The sequence below is a fragment of the Cupriavidus sp. SW-Y-13 genome (assembly GCF_009793345.1).
GTDB lineage: Bacteria > Pseudomonadota > Gammaproteobacteria > Burkholderiales > Burkholderiaceae > Cupriavidus.
In genome coordinates this window covers 89439-105876 of the sequence record NZ_WHLX01000002.1, presented here as the reverse complement: position 1 = coordinate 105876, position 16438 = coordinate 89439, and the positions used below count along the sequence as shown (strand labels likewise).

The 16438-nt window shown below is 63.1% G+C and carries 16 protein-coding genes and 1 pseudogene; 8 read left to right on the top strand and 9 right to left on the bottom strand.

The window, feature by feature from the left end:
* Positions 1-10: 10 nt before the first annotated feature.
* Positions 11-955 (top strand): histone deacetylase family protein, encoded by a 945-nt coding sequence (locus GA566_RS16450; protein ID WP_160473387.1) that lies wholly within the window; start codon positions 11-13, stop codon positions 953-955.
* 28 nt (positions 956-983) lie between these two features.
* Here the strand turns inward: GA566_RS16450 and GA566_RS16445 are convergent, their stop codons facing one another.
* A complete protein-coding gene (locus GA566_RS16445) occupies positions 984-1274 on the bottom strand; it encodes a hypothetical protein (RefSeq protein WP_237380426.1) in 291 nt (96 codons plus the stop codon).
* 583 nt (positions 1275-1857) lie between these two features.
* Between GA566_RS16445 and GA566_RS16440 the strand changes: the two genes are divergently transcribed.
* Positions 1858-3405 carry a beta-propeller fold lactonase family protein gene (locus tag GA566_RS16440; RefSeq protein ID WP_160473386.1) on the top strand — a complete coding sequence of 516 codons (1548 nt, stop codon included), beginning with the start codon at positions 1858-1860 and terminating at the stop codon, positions 3403-3405.
* A 16-nt stretch (positions 3406-3421) separates the two neighbouring features.
* On the opposite strand, the gene GA566_RS16435 is transcribed toward GA566_RS16440, so the two are convergent.
* Genes GA566_RS16435 through cyoA form a run of 5 tightly spaced genes read right to left on the bottom strand, consistent with a single transcriptional unit; the run spans position 3422 to position 7764 of the window.
* Positions 3422-3727 (bottom strand): hypothetical protein, encoded by a 306-nt coding sequence (locus GA566_RS16435; RefSeq protein ID WP_137927115.1) that lies wholly within the window; start codon positions 3725-3727, stop codon positions 3422-3424.
* Positions 3728-3746: 19 nt separating this feature from the next.
* Positions 3747-4112, bottom strand: coding sequence for a cytochrome o ubiquinol oxidase subunit IV (cyoD, locus tag GA566_RS16430; RefSeq protein ID WP_370459315.1), 366 nt, complete (start codon positions 4110-4112; stop codon positions 3747-3749).
* Positions 4109-4795, bottom strand: coding sequence for a cytochrome o ubiquinol oxidase subunit III (gene cyoC / locus GA566_RS16425; RefSeq protein ID WP_160473384.1), 687 nt, complete (start codon positions 4793-4795; stop codon positions 4109-4111). Before cyoC ends, cyoD begins: the two co-directional genes overlap by 4 nt.
* Before the next feature lies 1 nt (position 4796).
* Positions 4797-6773 carry a cytochrome o ubiquinol oxidase subunit I gene (cyoB, locus tag GA566_RS16420; protein WP_160473383.1) on the bottom strand — a complete coding sequence of 659 codons (1977 nt, stop codon included), beginning with the start codon at positions 6771-6773 and terminating at the stop codon, positions 4797-4799.
* Positions 6774-6777: 4 nt separating this feature from the next.
* Positions 6778-7764 carry a ubiquinol oxidase subunit II gene (cyoA, locus tag GA566_RS16415; RefSeq protein WP_137927119.1) on the bottom strand — a complete coding sequence of 329 codons (987 nt, stop codon included), beginning with the start codon at positions 7762-7764 and terminating at the stop codon, positions 6778-6780.
* A 107-nt stretch (positions 7765-7871) separates the two neighbouring features.
* On the opposite strand from cyoA, the gene GA566_RS16410 reads away from it, so the two are divergent.
* Entirely contained in the window at positions 7872-9260 is a 1389-nt protein-coding gene (locus GA566_RS16410) for a PLP-dependent aminotransferase family protein (protein ID WP_160473382.1), read from the top strand.
* An 11-nt stretch (positions 9261-9271) separates the two neighbouring features.
* On the opposite strand, the gene GA566_RS16405 is transcribed toward GA566_RS16410, so the two are convergent.
* Positions 9272-10156 (bottom strand): LysR family transcriptional regulator, encoded by an 885-nt coding sequence (locus GA566_RS16405; protein ID WP_137927121.1) that lies wholly within the window; start codon positions 10154-10156, stop codon positions 9272-9274.
* Positions 10157-10303: 147 nt separating this feature from the next.
* On the opposite strand from GA566_RS16405, the gene argC reads away from it, so the two are divergent.
* The gene (gene argC, locus GA566_RS16400; RefSeq protein ID WP_160473381.1) at positions 10304-11254 is read left to right on the top strand and encodes an N-acetyl-gamma-glutamyl-phosphate reductase; all 951 of its coding nucleotides are present in this window, start codon (positions 10304-10306) and stop codon (positions 11252-11254) included.
* On the opposite strand, the gene GA566_RS16395 is transcribed toward argC, so the two are convergent.
* Positions 11214-12137, bottom strand: coding sequence for a LysR family transcriptional regulator (locus GA566_RS16395; RefSeq protein ID WP_160473380.1), 924 nt, complete (start codon positions 12135-12137; stop codon positions 11214-11216). The two genes, argC and GA566_RS16395, sit on opposite strands and share 41 nt — an antisense overlap.
* A 94-nt stretch (positions 12138-12231) precedes the next feature.
* Between GA566_RS16395 and GA566_RS16390 the strand changes: the two genes are divergently transcribed.
* The 4 genes from GA566_RS16390 (at position 12232) to GA566_RS16375 (ending at position 15389) form a co-directional block, all read left to right on the top strand.
* Entirely contained in the window at positions 12232-13395 is a 1164-nt protein-coding gene (locus GA566_RS16390) for a DSD1 family PLP-dependent enzyme (protein WP_160473379.1), read from the top strand.
* Positions 13385-13795, top strand: a complete 411-nt coding sequence (locus GA566_RS16385; RefSeq protein ID WP_137927125.1) for a RidA family protein — start codon at positions 13385-13387, stop codon at positions 13793-13795. The genes GA566_RS16390 and GA566_RS16385 overlap by 11 nt, the downstream gene beginning before the upstream one ends.
* A 9-nt stretch (positions 13796-13804) precedes the next feature.
* Positions 13805-14239, top strand: a complete 435-nt coding sequence (locus GA566_RS16380; protein ID WP_137927126.1) for a MarR family transcriptional regulator — start codon at positions 13805-13807, stop codon at positions 14237-14239.
* A 136-nt stretch (positions 14240-14375) separates the two neighbouring features.
* A complete protein-coding gene (locus GA566_RS16375; protein WP_160473378.1) occupies positions 14376-15389 on the top strand; it encodes an STAS-like domain-containing protein in 1014 nt (337 codons plus the stop codon).
* Between the two features lie 76 nt (positions 15390-15465).
* Here the strand turns inward: GA566_RS16375 and GA566_RS16370 are convergent.
* Positions 15466-16428 (bottom strand): annotated as a pseudogene (locus GA566_RS16370) (porin); the annotation flags it as partial.
* Positions 16429-16438: the final 10 nt, after the last annotated feature.

Here is a 16438-nt window from a genome sequence, read left to right as displayed (position 1 = left end):
ACAGCCGAACATGACAGCTACGATCATCTATACCCACGCGGCGTGTCTGGAACACCGCCCTGGTCCGCATCATCCGGAGTCTCCCGAACGTCTGCGCGCCGTCGTCAGTGCGCTGCAAACACCGGACTTCGCTTCGCTGGCGTGGCGCGATGCGCCGATGGGCACCGTCGAGCAGTTACGGATGATCCACGAGGCAGACTACATCGAAGAGATCGAGCAAAGCATTCCCGCTCATGGATACGTGCCACTCGACGCGGGCGATACCGTCATGTCGCCGGGTTCATGGGAAGCCGTGATGCGTTGCGTCGGCGCGGCGTGTGCGGGCGTGGATGCGGTGATGGACGGCCAGGCGCGCAACGTGTTTTGCGCAACGCGGCCGTGCGGCCACCACGCCGAACCGGCGAAGGCGATGGGCTTCTGCATTTTCAACCAGGCGGCCATCGCGGCAGCCTATGCGTATGAAGTCCACAAACTCGAACGCGTCGCCGTGGTCGATTTCGATGTGCATCATGGCAATGGAACCCAGAATGCATTCTTCGACCGTCCGGAGCTGTTCTATGCGTCCAGCCACCAGTCGCCTTTCTATCCCGGTACGGGTGCGCGGTCCGAAACGGGTGTGAACCACAATATCGTCAACGTTCCGTTGCCTCGCGGCTGCGATTCCAGGCAATTCCGTGAAGCCATTTCCGCCCACGTATTGCCCGCGCTAACGGCGTTCGCTCCCGAAATCCTGATTCTCTCCACGGGATTCGACGCGCATCGCCTGGATCCCCTCGCAGGCATGAACCTCGAGGACGGCGACTTTGAGTGGATCACCAGGGAATTGATGCAGATCGCGGACAAGACGTGCGATGGCCGCATCGTGTCGATCCTCGAAGGGGGGTATAGCCTGGACGCATTGGCCACCAGTACGGCGGCGCATGTCAGCGCCCTGATGCAAGCCGAAGCCGCGTGAAGAATCTACACGCGATGGCTTGGCGTACTCAGTCCCTGCAGTAGCCTTCACCGGTGCGAACCGTCAAACAGTTCTTCTTGTCGGCGAGCCATTTCATGCCGGTCTCGGCGCCATTGGTCGCGCGAATGACCTCCCTGGTCCCGTCACGCTCGAACTCGATACCGCCGTCGGCATACCGGCCCTCGAACTTGCGCGGACCATCCAGGTTCTGCACGGTGACGTCGTACTTGCCATGGCCGCCGGCCAGTTCGAGGAACGTGCCTTCCGGGCCGGTCCACTTTCCGAGCCATTCGTCAGTGCGCGGTGCACTGGCTGTCATTGGCGTGTTGTCCGCAGTCTTCTGAGAGGACGTGTTGCGGTCCGAGCATCCTGCGACGACTACGACGGCAACTAGCAATACGGCGAGGGAGAGAGCGGGTGTCTTCATGGGTCGATTGACATGGAGGGGCATGCGCGGATATGCGGGCGCACCGTGCGCAGACAACGCTCGATCACGGCGGCCTCGTTCTTGACGATCATCGACAGGCAGATTCGCATTCGATTTCGCTCTCCAGACGGACGATATGAACCAGCATGGGCACGGCGCAACACCTTGCACATGCTACCAGTCGTCTGGCTTCGTCGATCTCCCGCGCAGCGGGAGAGGGGAGAAAACGTTGTCACACGTTCTGGGGACATCCGGAATCCGTTCGTTCTGGTACTTTGCACGCCAAAGATGTCGGCCGCGTCGATGCATGGGCTGGCAGACCACATGACGATGGAACGGGGATGGGCGGCAGATGACAGGGCGAACCACAACACGTATTGGACTATTCGGGATCTTGCAGACAGCTTTGCTGGCATCGGCACTCTCATTGGCCGGTTGCGGCGGCGATTCACCAGACGCCGAGTCGCCCGCGTCCGTGACACCTCCCGGAGCCGTAGCACCACCGCCTGCACCTTCGACACCAACCGCGCATGCCGTCGGCGGAACGGTCAGCGGACTGACGGGCAAGAGCCTGGTACTGCTGTTGAATGACGACAGCAGCGTCGCGGTATCGTCCAACGGAAGCTTTTCGTTCCCGGCGCGGCTGGAGGCCGGTGCGTCGTACCGCGTCGCCGTGAAGACCCATCCGGAAACACCCACACAGCTCTGCACCGTCGATGCCGGGTCCGGTGTCGTCAGCGATGCCGAGATCGCGAGCGTGAAGGTGGTGTGCGCCGATGCATTCCGGATCGGCGGGACGCTCGGCGGATTGAGTGGCAACGGACTCATCCTGCAAAACAACGCTGGCGATCTGCTGACTGTCGATGCCAATGGCAACTTCACGTTCCCGACGCCACTGCTCTCCGGCGCGTCCTACAGCATCAAGGTATTGCGGCCCGGGATTCCGGCACAACGCTGCATCGTCAACGCGGGAAGCGGCGTGGTGAGCGGTGCGGACATTGGAGACATCGCCGTCATCTGCACCACCCCGACAGCGCGCAGTGCCTATGTGAGCAATCTCTGCACCAACAGCATCGTCACATTCGGCGTGGACCCGGCAACGGGCGCGCTGAACAACGCTGTCTCCGTTCCAGCCGGGGACTTTCCGGAATACCTCGCCATTGCCCCTGGCGGAAAGTTCGGCTATGTGCCGAACTACGGGGACGGCACGATTCACGGGTATGCGATCGATGCGGCAACGGGCGCGCTAACCGCCTTCGGCACGCCGGTCGCCACCAACCAGGCCGCACCTGTCACCATGACGTTCCATCCGGCCGGCGGCATTGCATATGTGCCAAATCTCACCGCGAGCACCTTGTCGGTGTTCTCGATCGATGCATCTTCCGGCGCCTTCACGGCAATCGATGCGCCTGTTGCGAGTCCGGCATACCCCAAGGACATCGTATTGGACTCCATCGGCAAGTTTGCCTACGGCCTTCACAACAACCTCGCGACGCCCCTTTCCGCATACGCGATCGATGATGCGACGAAGATGCCGACCGTGATAGCCGATGCGGTACCGTCGGCCCTCCCCCTGGCAACGGACATTGCCAAGCATCCGAACGACAAGTACCTCTACGTCACGAACAACAATCAGACCCTGACCGCATTTGCCATCGACCGCACCACAGGGAAACTGACGCAGATCGGCGCTCCTGTCCCAACGGGCTGGCAGCCGGATTCCCTTGCCATCGATCCCTCCGGGCGGTTCGCCTATGTCGCGAATCACTCAAGCGACTCGATCTCGGCATATCGAATCGATCAGCAAACGGGCGCCTTGTCCTCTCTGGGTCCGGATGTTGCCACGGGCAGGAATCCTACTGGCCCCGTCTTCGATCCATCTGGAAAGTACCTCTACATCATCGGATTCCGGGATGGTCAGATCTGGCGCTATGCATTCAATGCAGCAACGGGACAACTCGATACCGGCACGCTGGCCAACTCCGGAAATTGTCCGCTGAGGCTCCGATTCGGCATACCCTGACCATCTGGACTGCCAACTACCGCAACGCCCTGCCCCCATACCATCCGCCACCAAACGCCAACGGATGCAGTCGATCGATCAGCGCGCGTGCCTGTGCCACGGTCTCGATAGCCAGCGCGCGCTGGACCTCCAATTGGCTCAGCCGCGCGGTTTCCACATAGATCGCTACAGCAGTGACCACGGCGGCCTTGGCCAAGGGTTCCAGCAACGATGTGGGGTCCACGTCGAAGTGCCGCTGGCTGGCGATCCAGCGGCCGCAGGCGTAGTCCGCCTGCTCCAGCGCCTGCCGCACGAAGACCTCGTCCTTGTTACCTCTGAACAAGACTTGCTCCGATAAAAGATCAACGCGCCGCAGGGATCGACTGCATCGGCATCATGTTCAACGTCGCGTTATGCATGACCCAGAGCGAACCGGACACGACGATGGCAATCAGGAACACCGTGCAGGCGAAGATGGCCGAGTTGCCGCGCTGGCCCTTGCGTGGCCCCAGGTGCAGGAAGAACACCAGTTGCACGATCAGTTGCGCGACGCACAGCGCCACGATGATCGCCAACGCAGCAGACGGCGGCAACAGCTTGCCCATCACCGCACCGAAGGAAACAAGCGTCAGGACGACGGACAGCGCATAGCCCACCAGATGGCTGCGCAGGCTGCCGTGCGAGCCGTGCGCAGCATGCTCGCTGGCGTGGGTATAGGTAGTGCTCACAGGAATTCCCTCAGATAAACGATGGTGAAGACGCAGATCCAGACCAGATCCAGGAAGTGCCAGAACAGGCTCAGGCATGCGAGCTTGCGACGCACGGTGCCATCGAGCCCGAACACCTGGATCTGATGCACCATCACGGTCAGCCACAACAGGCCAGCCGTGACGTGCAGGCCGTGCGTACCCACCAGCATGAAGAACGCCGACAGGTAGGCGCTGCGATGCGGACCCGCGCCCTCGTGCAGCAGTTCGCGGAACTCGTAGATCTCCATGCCCACGAAGGCGGCGCCCAGCGCGAACGTCAGCACGAGCCAGCGCACCACATGGCGCGCATCGCCCGGCTGTCCGCTCTTGCCGCGCTTGTCGAGCCCGAGCATCGCCACGCCGAACGTCAGGCTGCTGGTCAGCAGCAGCATGGTTTCACCGAGCACGAAGCGCAGGTCGAACAGTTCGCGGCCGGAAGGCGCACCGGCCGTGTTATTGACCAGCACGCCGAACGTCGCGAACAGCACCGCGAAGATCAGGCAATCGCTCATCAGGTACAACCAGAAGCCCAGCGTCAGGCGTGACTGCACTTGCTCGTCATGATGCCCATGGTCATGATCGGCATGGGTGCCGTGCGGATGGCTGACCGCACCGCCAGCAGTCGTGGCAGCGTCCGCGCGCAGTTTCAGGGTTGTACTCATCTCAGTTCACCGTCCGCAGGGTATCGAAGCGCGCGCGCTCGATCTTCTCGACTTCCGCCGCAGGCACGTAGTAGTCCACGTCGCGGTCATAGGCGCGTGCGATGAACGTGCCGATCATCGCCAGCAGGCCCGCGCCCACCATCCACCAGATATGCCAGACAAAGCCGAAGCACAACACCAACCCGAACACCGAGACCAGGAATCCGGCCGAGGTATTGCGTGGCATATGGATGTCTTCGTACTGCTTCGGCTGTTGCCATGCACGGCCGGCCTCCTTGTCGTCCCAGTGCTGCTCCAGCGACGTGATCTGCGGCACGTGCGCAAAGTTGTAGAACGGCGCGGGCGATGACGTGGCCCATTCCAGGCTGCGTCCGTCCCACGGATCGCCGGTCAGGTCGCGGTTCTGGTTGCGGTCACGCACGCTGACGAACAGTTGCCACAGGATCGCGAGAATGCCGCAGCCGATGATCACCGCACCCACCAGCGCCACGATCAGATAGGGCTGCCAGTCGGGATTGTTGTAGTGGTTCATGCGACGCGTCATACCTTGCAGACCGAGTGCGTACAGCGGCATGAAGGCCAGGTAGAAGCCCACCAGCCAGCACCAGAACGCCACCTTGCCCCAGAACTCGTTCAGCGTGAAACCGAACACCTTCGGGAACCAGAACGTCATCGCCGCGAGGCAACCGAACACCACGCCGCCAATGATCACGTTGTGGAAGTGGGCAATCAGGAACAGGCTGTTGTGCAGCACGAAGTCCGCACCCGGCACGGCCAGCAGCACGCCGGTCATGCCGCCCACGGCAAACGTGCACATGAAACCGATGGTCCACAGCGTGGACGAGTGGAATCGGATACGCCCCCGGTACATCGTGAACAGCCAGTTGAACAACTTGACGCCCGTGGGAATCGAGATGATCGACGTCATGATGCCGAAGAACGCATTGACGCTGGCGCCCGAGCCCATCGTGAAGAAGTGGTGCAGCCAGACGAAGAACGACAGCACGCCGATCGACGACGTGGCGTAAACCATCGACGTGTAGCCGAACAGCGGCTTGCGCGAGAACGTGGCGATGATCTCCGAGAACGCGCCGAAGCACGGCAGGATCAGCACATAGACCTCGGGGTGGCCCCAGATCCAGATCAGGTTCACGTACATCATGGCGTTGCCGCCCAGCTCGCTGGTGAAGAAGTGCATGTCCAGGTAGCGGTCGGCCGTGAGCAGCGCCAGCGTGGCGGTCAGCACCGGGAAGATGGCCACGATCAGGATGTTCGTGATCAGCGCGGTCCAGGTGAACACGGGCATCTTCATCAGCGTCAGGCCCGGCGCACGCATGCGCAGGATCGTGACGATGAAGTTGATACCGGTGAGCGTGGTGCCCAGCCCCGATATCTGTAATGACCAGATGTAGTAGTCCACCCCTACCGTTGGGCTGTATCCGAGACCGGATAGCGGCGGATACGCGACCCATCCCGTGGCCGCGAAGTCGCCCACGAACATCGACATCATGACGAGCACCGCGCCCATCGCCGACATCCAGAAACTCAGCGAATTGACGAACGGATAGGCCACGTCGCGTGCGCCCACCTGCAGCGGCACGATCACGTTCATCAAACCCAGGATGAACGGCGTGGCCACGAAGAAGATCATGATCACGCCGTGTGCCGTGAAGATCTGGTCGTAGTGATGTGGGGGCAGGTAACCCGCTGCATCGCCCACGGCAATGGCCTGTTGCGCGCGCATCATGATGGCGTCGGCAAAGCCGCGCAGCAGCATGATCAGCGCCATGATGATGTACATCACGCCGATGCGCTTGTGATCGACCGAGCAGATCCATTCGGTCCACAGGTAGCGCCACTTGCCGAAGTACGTGATGGCGCCCAGCAACGCGGCGCCGCCGAGCAGCACCACCAGCAGCGTGCCCATGATGATGGGCTCGTGCAGCGGAATGGCGTCGAGAGAGAGTTTTCCGAACATGGTGTCAGCGCTCCAGCGTGGTGGGTGCGGCCTCGGGCAGAGGCGGCAGTGCGGCGCGCAGGGTCACGGGACTGTCGGCGCGGCAAATGTCGTCGCTGGCAGCCATGTACTGATCCACCACACCCTGGAACAGGCGCGGCGATACGTTGGCGTAAGTCTTCACGGGGTCTTTGCTGCTGGGCTGTTCCAGCTTGCGGTAGGTGTCTGCGTCAAGCGTGCCGCCCGATGCGCGCGCACGCGCCACCCACGCATCGAACTCCGCGCGCGAGGTGGCAATCGTCTTGAAATGCATGTCCGAGAAGCCCGCGCCGCTGTAGGCTGCGGATCGGCCCTCGAAGACGCCGGTCTGGTCGGCAATCAAATGCAGCTTGGTCTGCATGCCGCTCATCGCGTAGATCATGCTGCCGAGCTTGGGGATGAACAGCGCGTTCATCGTCGATTCCGCCGTGATGCGGAAATTGATCGGCGTACCCACCGGCACCGGCAGTTCGTTCAGCGACGCCACACCGTATTGCGGATAGATGAACAGCCACTTCCAATCCAGCGCAATGACATCCACTTCGATGGGGGCCACCTTCGACTCCAGCGGACGGAACGGGTCCAGCTTGTGCGTGGAGTCCCAGATGATGATGCCCAGCATCGCCACGATCACGCATGGAATGCCCCACACCACCACCTCGATCTTCGTCGAGTGCGACCACCGCGGCGCGTATTCGGCTTTGGTGTTGGTCTCGCGATAGCGCCATGCAAACACCAGCGTCAGGATAATCACGGGGATCACCACCAGCAGCATCAGCGCCGTGGACAACACGATCAGGTGCCGTGTCTGTTCGGCCACGGAGCCGCCGGGTGACAGCAGATCCCATGAACAACCGGTGAGCCAGAGCGGCAACGCCAGGGGCGCCACGCGACGAATCGTTGAAACGAGAGGGGTGTGGAGTTTTCGCCGACGTTCCCTTGTCGGGTCGGCCGATGGCGATGGCTTGCGCATATCAATACCTTGATGTCCGGGGGCGCGGCGAAATGCTGTTTGTATGGATTTCCCCGCGATGCGCGGCATGCTAAGGTAAGACAACATCCATACAAGGGTTTCACCTCATGCCTACAACGCCGCGTGACGCCGACTTGCCGAACTGGATCGGCACCTTTGTGGCAGGCCCCCGCTATGTGCAGATTGCGGACTTCCTGGAGCGTGCGGTGGCAGGCGGGAAGTTGTCGCCGGGAGACCGGCTTGCACCGCAGCGCGAACTCGCCGCCATGCTGGGGGTCGACTTGACGACCGTTACCCGTGCACTGGCCGAAGCGCGCCGGCGCGGCCTGATCACCGCCCGTGGATCGCAGGGCACGTACATCGCCGCGCCCGCGTTCGATCTGGTGCAGGCCGTGGACCTGAGCATGAACGTGCCGCCACCGCCCGCCGAGATCGACTTCGACGACATGCTGCGTCGCGGACTCGCACAGGTGACCGTACGCGCCGATGCCAGCCTGCTGATGACCTATCAACTGGGCGGCGGCACGCAACCCGATCGCGCTGCGGGTGCGCAGTGGCTCGCGCCGATACTTGGGACGATTGCACCAGCATCCGTGATCGCATGTCCCGGCGCGCAGTCCGCGCTGGCCGCACTGATCCTGTGCCGCACGGCGCCCGATGGCGTGGTGGCGACGGAACCGCTGGTCTATCCCGGCATCCGCGCCGCCGCCAAGCAATTGGGACGCGAAGTCGTGACCATCGCCGTCGATGACGATGGCATGCGGCCCGATGCGCTGGACGCCGCATGCGCATCGCAGCGCGTGCAACTGCTGTATCTCAATCCCACGCTGCAGAATCCCACCACGCACACGATGCCCGAGTCGCGCCGACGCGAACTCGCGCGTATCGCACAGCGCCGGGGCATCACGATTGTGGAAGACGATCCGTACTGGCTGCTGACGCCCGATGCGCCACCGCCCTTTGCGGCCATCGCGCCCGCCGAGACCGTGTATATCGCCACGCTATCGAAATGCTTGAGTCCGGGATTGCGCACCGCCTATGCGGTGACACCGGACACGGCGTTGCAGGAGTCATTCCTGGCGGCGCTTCGCGCGCTGACGCTGATGGCATCACCGGTCGCCACGGCGCTGGCTACACAGTGGATTCACGATGGGTCCGCATTGGCATTGCTGATGGGTATCCGCGAGGAAGCCGCCGCGCGGCAGGATATCGCGCGCCAATGGCTGGTCGGCAACGGACCGCAGACGCCGTGGGGCATTCACGTCTGGCATCCGTTGCCGAGCTACTGGAATGCGGCGGCATTCAGCCGCGCCGCGCGCGATGAAGATCTGCGCGTCACCGCATCCGATGTGTTTGCCGATGGCAGCGGCTCGCCCAACGCCATCCGCATTTCCCTGGGCGGCGCGGCCACGCGTGCGCAGTTGTCTGCGGCATTGCGCAAGCTGTCGGGATTGTTCGCACGCAAGCCGTCCGATGCGGGGTTGATGGTGGTATAGATCGATACCCGCTACGCGGCCCGCAGTGCCCATAGCGCGTCCAGCACGTACTGCGTCGCGCGATCCACGTGCTCCCCGCTGTGCGCCAGGCCCAGCCGACGCCACAGCGCCGGCCGCAGCGGGCGCATCACCACGCGTGCATCGGGCGCGGGCGTGGTCACCTCATGCGGCAGCAGCGCAGCCCCATAGCCAGCCGCCACCAAGCTCTTGATGGCGTCGTTGTAGTTGAGCTGGATACGCGGCACCGGCCTGTGTCCACCGCTGGCGAACCACTCGGCCGTCAGGCGAGATAGCCGCGTGGTGTCGTCATTGAGGATCAATGGCCGCGCAGCCAGCCATGCTGGCGTGATACGTGCGGGGCACGGCCAGCTTGCGGGCAGAAACGCCTGCACGGGATCGCGCCGCCACGGGCGAATCGTCAGCCCCGCCACACGCGCCTGCGGCAAGGCCACCAGACCGACCTCCAGCGTGCCGCCCGCCAGTCGCGCCAGGGTCTCCTGCGAAGTCAGCACGGCCACCTGCACGTCGATATCGGGATGCTGCTCCGCCAGCGTGGCCAGCGCCTGTGGCAATAGATGCGCGATGGCGCCGGTCGATGCACCCAGACGCACACGCCCCGTCAATCCTTGTACTTGCCGCCGCACATCGTGCAGCGCCACCTCGGCATCGGCCAGCAGGCGCCGGGCGCGCTCGATCAGCGTTTCACCGATGGACGATGGACGCACCTCGCCGCGCTTGCGCGTCAGCAGTGGCGCACCAATGCGCGCTTCCAGTTCCGCAATGTGCAGGCTCACCGTGGGCGGCGCCAGATGCAACGCGCGTGCCGCTTCGGCAAAGGAGCCGAGGTCGGCAATGGCAACGAGGGTACGCAAACGGTCCAGGCTGATCTCGCGCATGGGCACTCCGAATCCATCATTCAGGAAACCTGAATCTCATCGTCATGAAATTCAACTTTTGCGATTCTATCCGGTGGCGCAAGATGGCGTCTCTTTCGCATCCATCGTATCCATCGCAATCTCTATCGCAACTGCGCAGAGGCCACCATGACTTACCCCCTTGTTTTTATCGACGGCGACCAGGGCACCACCGGCCTGCAGATCCATGAACGCCTGCGCGGCCGCGACGATCTTCGCCTGCTGACGCTCCCCGCCGGCCAGCGCAAGGACCCGCGCGCTCGCGCCGAAGCCATCAACAACTGCGATATCGCCATCCTGTGCCTGCCGGACGCCGCCGCGCGGGAGGCCGTGGCTTCCATCGTCAACCCGGCCGTGCGCGTGATCGATGCCAGTTCGGCGCACCGCACGCAACCCGGTTGGACCTACGGATTTCCGGAGATGGGTGACGGCCAGGCGCAGCGCGTCGCCAGCGCACTGCGCGTCACCAATCCCGGCTGCTATCCGACCGGTGCGATCTCGCTGTTGCGCCCCCTGGCAAAGGCCGGCTTGCTGCCAGACAACTATCCGATCACCATCCACGCGGTGTCGGGCTATTCGGGCGGCGGACGCGCAGCGGTGGAAACCTACGAAGGACCCGATGCTGCACAGGCCCTGCCCTTCCAGGTCTATGGATTGGAACTCGCGCACAAGCACGCGCCTGAAATCCAGTTGCACGCGGGTCTGGCTCGCCGCCCCATCTTCGTGCCGTCCTATGGCGCGTTCCGGCAAGGTATTGTGCTGACCGTCGCGCTGGAACTGGATCTGCTCGCACCGGGCACCGATATCGAGACGCTGCACGCCACGCTCCAAGAGCATTACGCGGGCGCTCGTCATGTCGAGGTATTGCCACTCGCCGAATCCGCCGCGCTCAAGCGTCTCGATCCGCAAGCGCTGAACGGCACCAACGATCTGCGCCTGGGCGTCTTCGGCAATCGCGAACATGGGCAGGTGTTGCTGGCCGCCGTGTTCGACAACCTCGGCAAAGGCGCGTCCGGCGCCGCCGTGCAGAACCTCGACCTTATGCTCGGCGCCGCGACGGCGGTGCAGCAGGCGGCCTGACCAGTTCCTGCTCCAGAAATTGCATCAATGCCTGCACGCGCGCGGTACGTCCGCGCCGTGTGGGCACGAGCAGTGTCACGGGTGCGCTGTCGAACGCCCAATCCGGCAGCACGCGCACCAGCCTGCCGCGCGCCACGGCCTCGGTGACATCCCACTCCGAGCGCAGCACCAGCCCCAATCCCTGCTCCGCCCAATGGCGCGCGATGCTGCCGTCATTGCTGGTATAGGCCGGTACGATACGCACGGTATCGGGCTTTCCCGACAGGGACGGACGACACCGCCACAGCGTCACGTCCTCGTCGTTCTCGCGGATGCAGATACACGCATGATCAAGCAGATCGCGCGGCACCGTTGGCGTTCCGTGCTGGCGCAGATATTTCGGACTCGCACATAGCCAGCGCGCATTCGGTGCGAGCGTGCGGGCAATCCACGACGAATCGCGCACCGCGCCGATATGGATCACGGCGTCCGAATCGTGGCGGTCGGGCCATGGCGTTTCGCGCAAGTCCAACTGCAGCCGCAGACCCTTGTGGATTTGTGCAAAACGCGCGAGCAGCGGGGCGATGTGTTGCCGTCCGTAGCCGAACGGCGCGGCGATGCGCAACGTGCCCGTCAGCGCGCTGTCCTCGCGCCGAAACGATTCCGGCAGTGCATTGAGTTGCGCAAGGATCGCCGCGCCTTCCCGTGCGAAGCGTTCGCCTTCGGCCGTCAGGCTCAGTCGCCGCGCCGTGCGCGTGGCCAGCGCGAGCCCCAGGCTCGCCTCCAGCTTGCGCAGTCGCGCAGACAACGCAGGCGGCGTCACATTCAGTGCGCGCGCCGCCGCGCTCAGCGAAGGCCACTGCGCCAGCGCCTCCACCAGCCGCAAATCCTCGATCTGGATCATTCACTTCTGCTTAACGATTGATGTTCCAAAATTTAACCACAGGTGGCGTTATCGCGCCTACAGTGGGAACCTCCGCAATCCCCACGCACACGCCATGACCGCTTCCGCTGCCGCGCCCATGCAACTGACGCAACTGGAAACCCCGGCCGCCATCATCGACACCCCGCGCATGCTGCGCAACATCCGCCACATGCAGGCCCGCATGGATGCACTGGGCGTGCGCTTTCGTCCGCACGTCAAGACCAGCAAGTGTTCTCCGGTGGTACGCGCGCAGATCGCGGCGGGGGCCACCGGCATCACTGTCTCTACGCTGAAGGAGGCCGCCCACTTCTTTGACGATGGCACTACGGACATCCTGTATGGCGTGGGAATGGTGGCGACCAAGCTGCCGCAAGCACTCGCGCTGCGTCGTCGTGGATGCGACCTCAAGATCGTGACGGACAGCGTCGATTCGGCGCGCGCCATCGTCGCGTTCGGTACGGAACATGACGAAGCATTCGAAGTGTGGATCGAGATCGATACCGACGGCCACCGCTCCGGCATCCGTCCCGATGAAACCGCGCTGATCGATGTGGCCACGGTGCTGCACGAAGGTGGCGCACGGTTGGGTGGCGTGATGACGCATGCGGGCTCCAGCTACGACCTCGATACGCCCGAGGCATTGGCCGCAATGGCCGAGCAGGAGCGCGCCGGTTGCGTGCGCGCCGCCGAACGGCTGCGCGCAGCGGGATTGCCTTGCCCGGTGGTCAGCGTCGGCTCCACCCCTACGGCCCTCTCGGCCGCCAGCCTGCATGGCGTCACCGAAGTGCGCGCCGGTGTCTATGTCTTCTTCGATCTGGTGATGCACAACGTCGGGGTCTGCGGCACCGATGATCTCGCGCTCAGCGTGCTGACCACCGTGATCGGGCATCAGGCGGAGAAAGGCTGGGCCATTGTCGATGCGGGCTGGATGGCGATGAGCCGGGATCGCGGCACGCAAAAGCAGAAGCACGACTTCGCCTATGGTCAGGTCTGCAGCCTCGATGGCACGCTGCTGCCGGGCTATGTCCTGAGCGGCGCCAATCAGGAACACGGCATCCTGTCGCGCGAAGGCGGTGAAAGCAACAAGGACGCCGATATCGCCAGGCGCTTCCCCATCGGCACGATGCTGCGTATCCTTCCCAATCACGCCTGCGCAACCGGTGCGCAGTTCCCCTCGTATCAAGCGCTTGCCGAGGACGGCGAGATCACGGAATGGAGCCGCCTGCATGGATGGTAATCACAAGCAACGCGATGGCGCAGTCCGCACCATCCAGCCCGCCACGATGGCAGCGCCCGGCGGCCACTACAGCCACGCGACGGTGGCCAACGGCATGGTCTTCGTGTCCGGACAGTTGCCCGTCACAGTGGACGGCCACAAACTCGTCGATGCCTCGTTCGAAGCGCAGGCGCAACAGGTGCTGGACAACGTGAAGGCCGCACTGGTTGCCGCAGGCAGTGGCATCGAGGGACTGGCGCAGGTACGCGTCTATGTGGACGACATCGAGAACTGGCCCGCCTTCAACAAGGTCTACGCGGCGTGGATCGGCGAGGCGCGTCCCGCGCGCGCCGTGGTGCCCACTGGTGCGCTGCACTATGGATTCAAGATCGAGGTGGAAGCGGTCGGCGTGGTGCTGTAGGCTGCCGATCTGAAACCGCACAACATCAATCTGCAGGCATGGCGCATTCTTGCCGCGCTGCGCCATGAAGATCATCAACGGCTCTCGGATCTGGCGAGCCATACTGGCGCCGAGCTTTCCTACCTGTCGAGGGCAGTGGTCGCGCTCGAAGAACGCGGCTTTCTCCGCCGCGATGCGTCAGCGGAAGACAAGCGCAACATCCACATGTCACTGACGCCTGCAGGCCGCGCCATCGTTGCGGAGTTGGCACCGCGCGCGTGGGACATCGAACGAGCGTCGGTGTCGGGTGTGTCGCCGGAAGAGCTGGCGGCAACGTTGAAAACCTTGCGCGCCATTTTTTCGAATCTCGTCGATGGCTGCCAGGGTGCTACGGGCGTCAATCGCAAGCTGACCGTGGCGCGCCGGGTTCGCAGCAAGGAGATTCAGGATGAGACCGAGGCATAGATCAACGCCGCTGCCGCCGCTAAATATGTGACATAGATCACATATACGCCTTAATTCACGTCCCTATGACAATACGCGATGCTAGGATGTTGTCATAGACGACGATGGATGTTGACATATGCGTACAGATCCAAGCATGGCTCGGTTCCTGGCGGCACAGTTTGCTGATAAGGCGGAGGTTGCGCTCGCCGCTCCGCTACAGGAGGCAAGGGGTATCTCACGCCAGGCAGCCACAGCATTGCTGGGCCGCATGGTGAAAAACGGTTTGCTGGTGCCAGGCACGGGGCAACGTCCGAAAACGTACTTTCTGGGCATATTGAAGGACGTTAGCAAGGAATTCCTGTTGGACGGCCTGGAGGAACACGTTGTTTGGGCGGAGTACCTGAAGCCCGTCCTGACTGACCTGCTCACCCCAGAGGCTCTGAATGTTTGGGAGTACGGCGTGACCGAGATGATCAACAACGCTATTGATCACTCCCAGGGCACGAAGCTGAAGGTCCAGCTCTACGCCAACGTGGCATTCACAAGTTGCTACATCGGTGACGATGGGGAGGGTATCTTTCGAAGAATCACCCGGCTGTGCAATCTTCCAGATGAGCGCCAGGCCATTCTGGAGTTAGCCAAGGGCAAGCTAACCACCGATCCCACCCACCACTCCGGCGAAGGCATTTTCTTTTCTTCCAGGGCATTCGATACCTACCGGATTCTGTCCAATGGGCTGACGTTCGACCATGTGCATGACGAGCCGGACTTCCTGCTCGAACACGGGCGAGGTGAAAGCTATGGCACGACGGTCTTCCTCCGTCACGGCAATGCATGCACCCGGACGTTACGCGAGGTGTTTGATCAGTTCGCAGAGCCTGATGAGTACACGTTCAGCAAGACCATCGTGCCGGTGAGGCTTGCCAGGATGGGTGCGGAAAGCCTCGTCTCCCGATCGCAAGCACAACGATTGCTTGCGCGCATCGACAAGTTCAAGACGGTGATCCTGGACTTTGAAGGCGTCGAGACCGTTGGGCAGGCATTCGCAGATGAGATCTTCCGCGTATTTCAGGCGGGACATCCCGATGTGGAATTGCACCATCAGAAAGCCAACGATCAGATTCTATGGATGATCAAGCGGGCGATTGCGCACGGAGCGCAGCGTTAGCGGTGCTGCCATTTTTCGAGAGGGAACGGCTGCTTGCCGTTGCTGTGCTGCCTCGCCGCTCCCTCCCGCCATTCCCTCAAAACGTATGCTTCACCCCAAGCATTGCCCCCAACTGATTGCCACCCGGCGAAGCTGCAGCGCCCGGGTTGCTGCTGACTGACTGCGCCAGTTGGCCGCTGTTGTTGATATACCCCGCGGTGGCATAAATGGCTGTGCGCTTCGAGAAGCTGTACGTACCGCGCACCGCATAGAGCCACGCCTTGTTGGCGCTGTCGTGATAGCGCTGGTGATAGACCTGCCCTGCCACGTTGAAGGCCGGCGTCAGGTCGTACGAACCACCGAGCCAGAACAGATCGCTGCGCGGCGCCGTCGGATTGCCGTCGTTGTCGTGCCGCAGCCAGCCTACCCCGGCCTTGACCCGATCGAACAGCGTATAGGCGCTGAGCGACAACCTGTCATCCTTCCGCCCGCTGCTGGTGAGTCCTGCGAAGGCGTCCGGCCCGCCGCGCCATGAATCGTAGGCGGCGGCCACGCCGAAGCGCGAGGTCTCGTACATCAACAGCGCCGACCACTCGCGGCAAGCCTTGGAATCGGCAGGATTCTCGCCCGCGCAATTCGTGCTGCCGGGGCTTGGCGCGGCCACCGCCGCATCACGGCCGAAGCTGTAGGTGGCGCCAACCGTCAGCCCACCGAACTTGCCCTTGTACGAGATGGCATTGTCGGCGCGCGAGTTGGGAATCGTCGGGTCCAGCGCACCCGATCCGAATGTGTTCGGACCCAGGATGTCGGAATCCAGCGTGGCCCAGAACATCATCGTGTACTGGCGACCGAAGGCCACCTGTCCCCAATTGCCCGACAACCCGACCCACGCCTGTCGGCCGAACAGCCGGTTGCCGAAGTTCGCCACGCCGGTGTCCGGTGCGAAACCGGATTCAAGAACGAACTGCGATTTGAGTCCGCCTCCGAGATCTTCGGTGCCACGCAAGCCCCATCGCGAAGGCACCGAGGCGGAGAGATTCGGCATGCGCGCCGCCGTGTTCTGCGTCGTC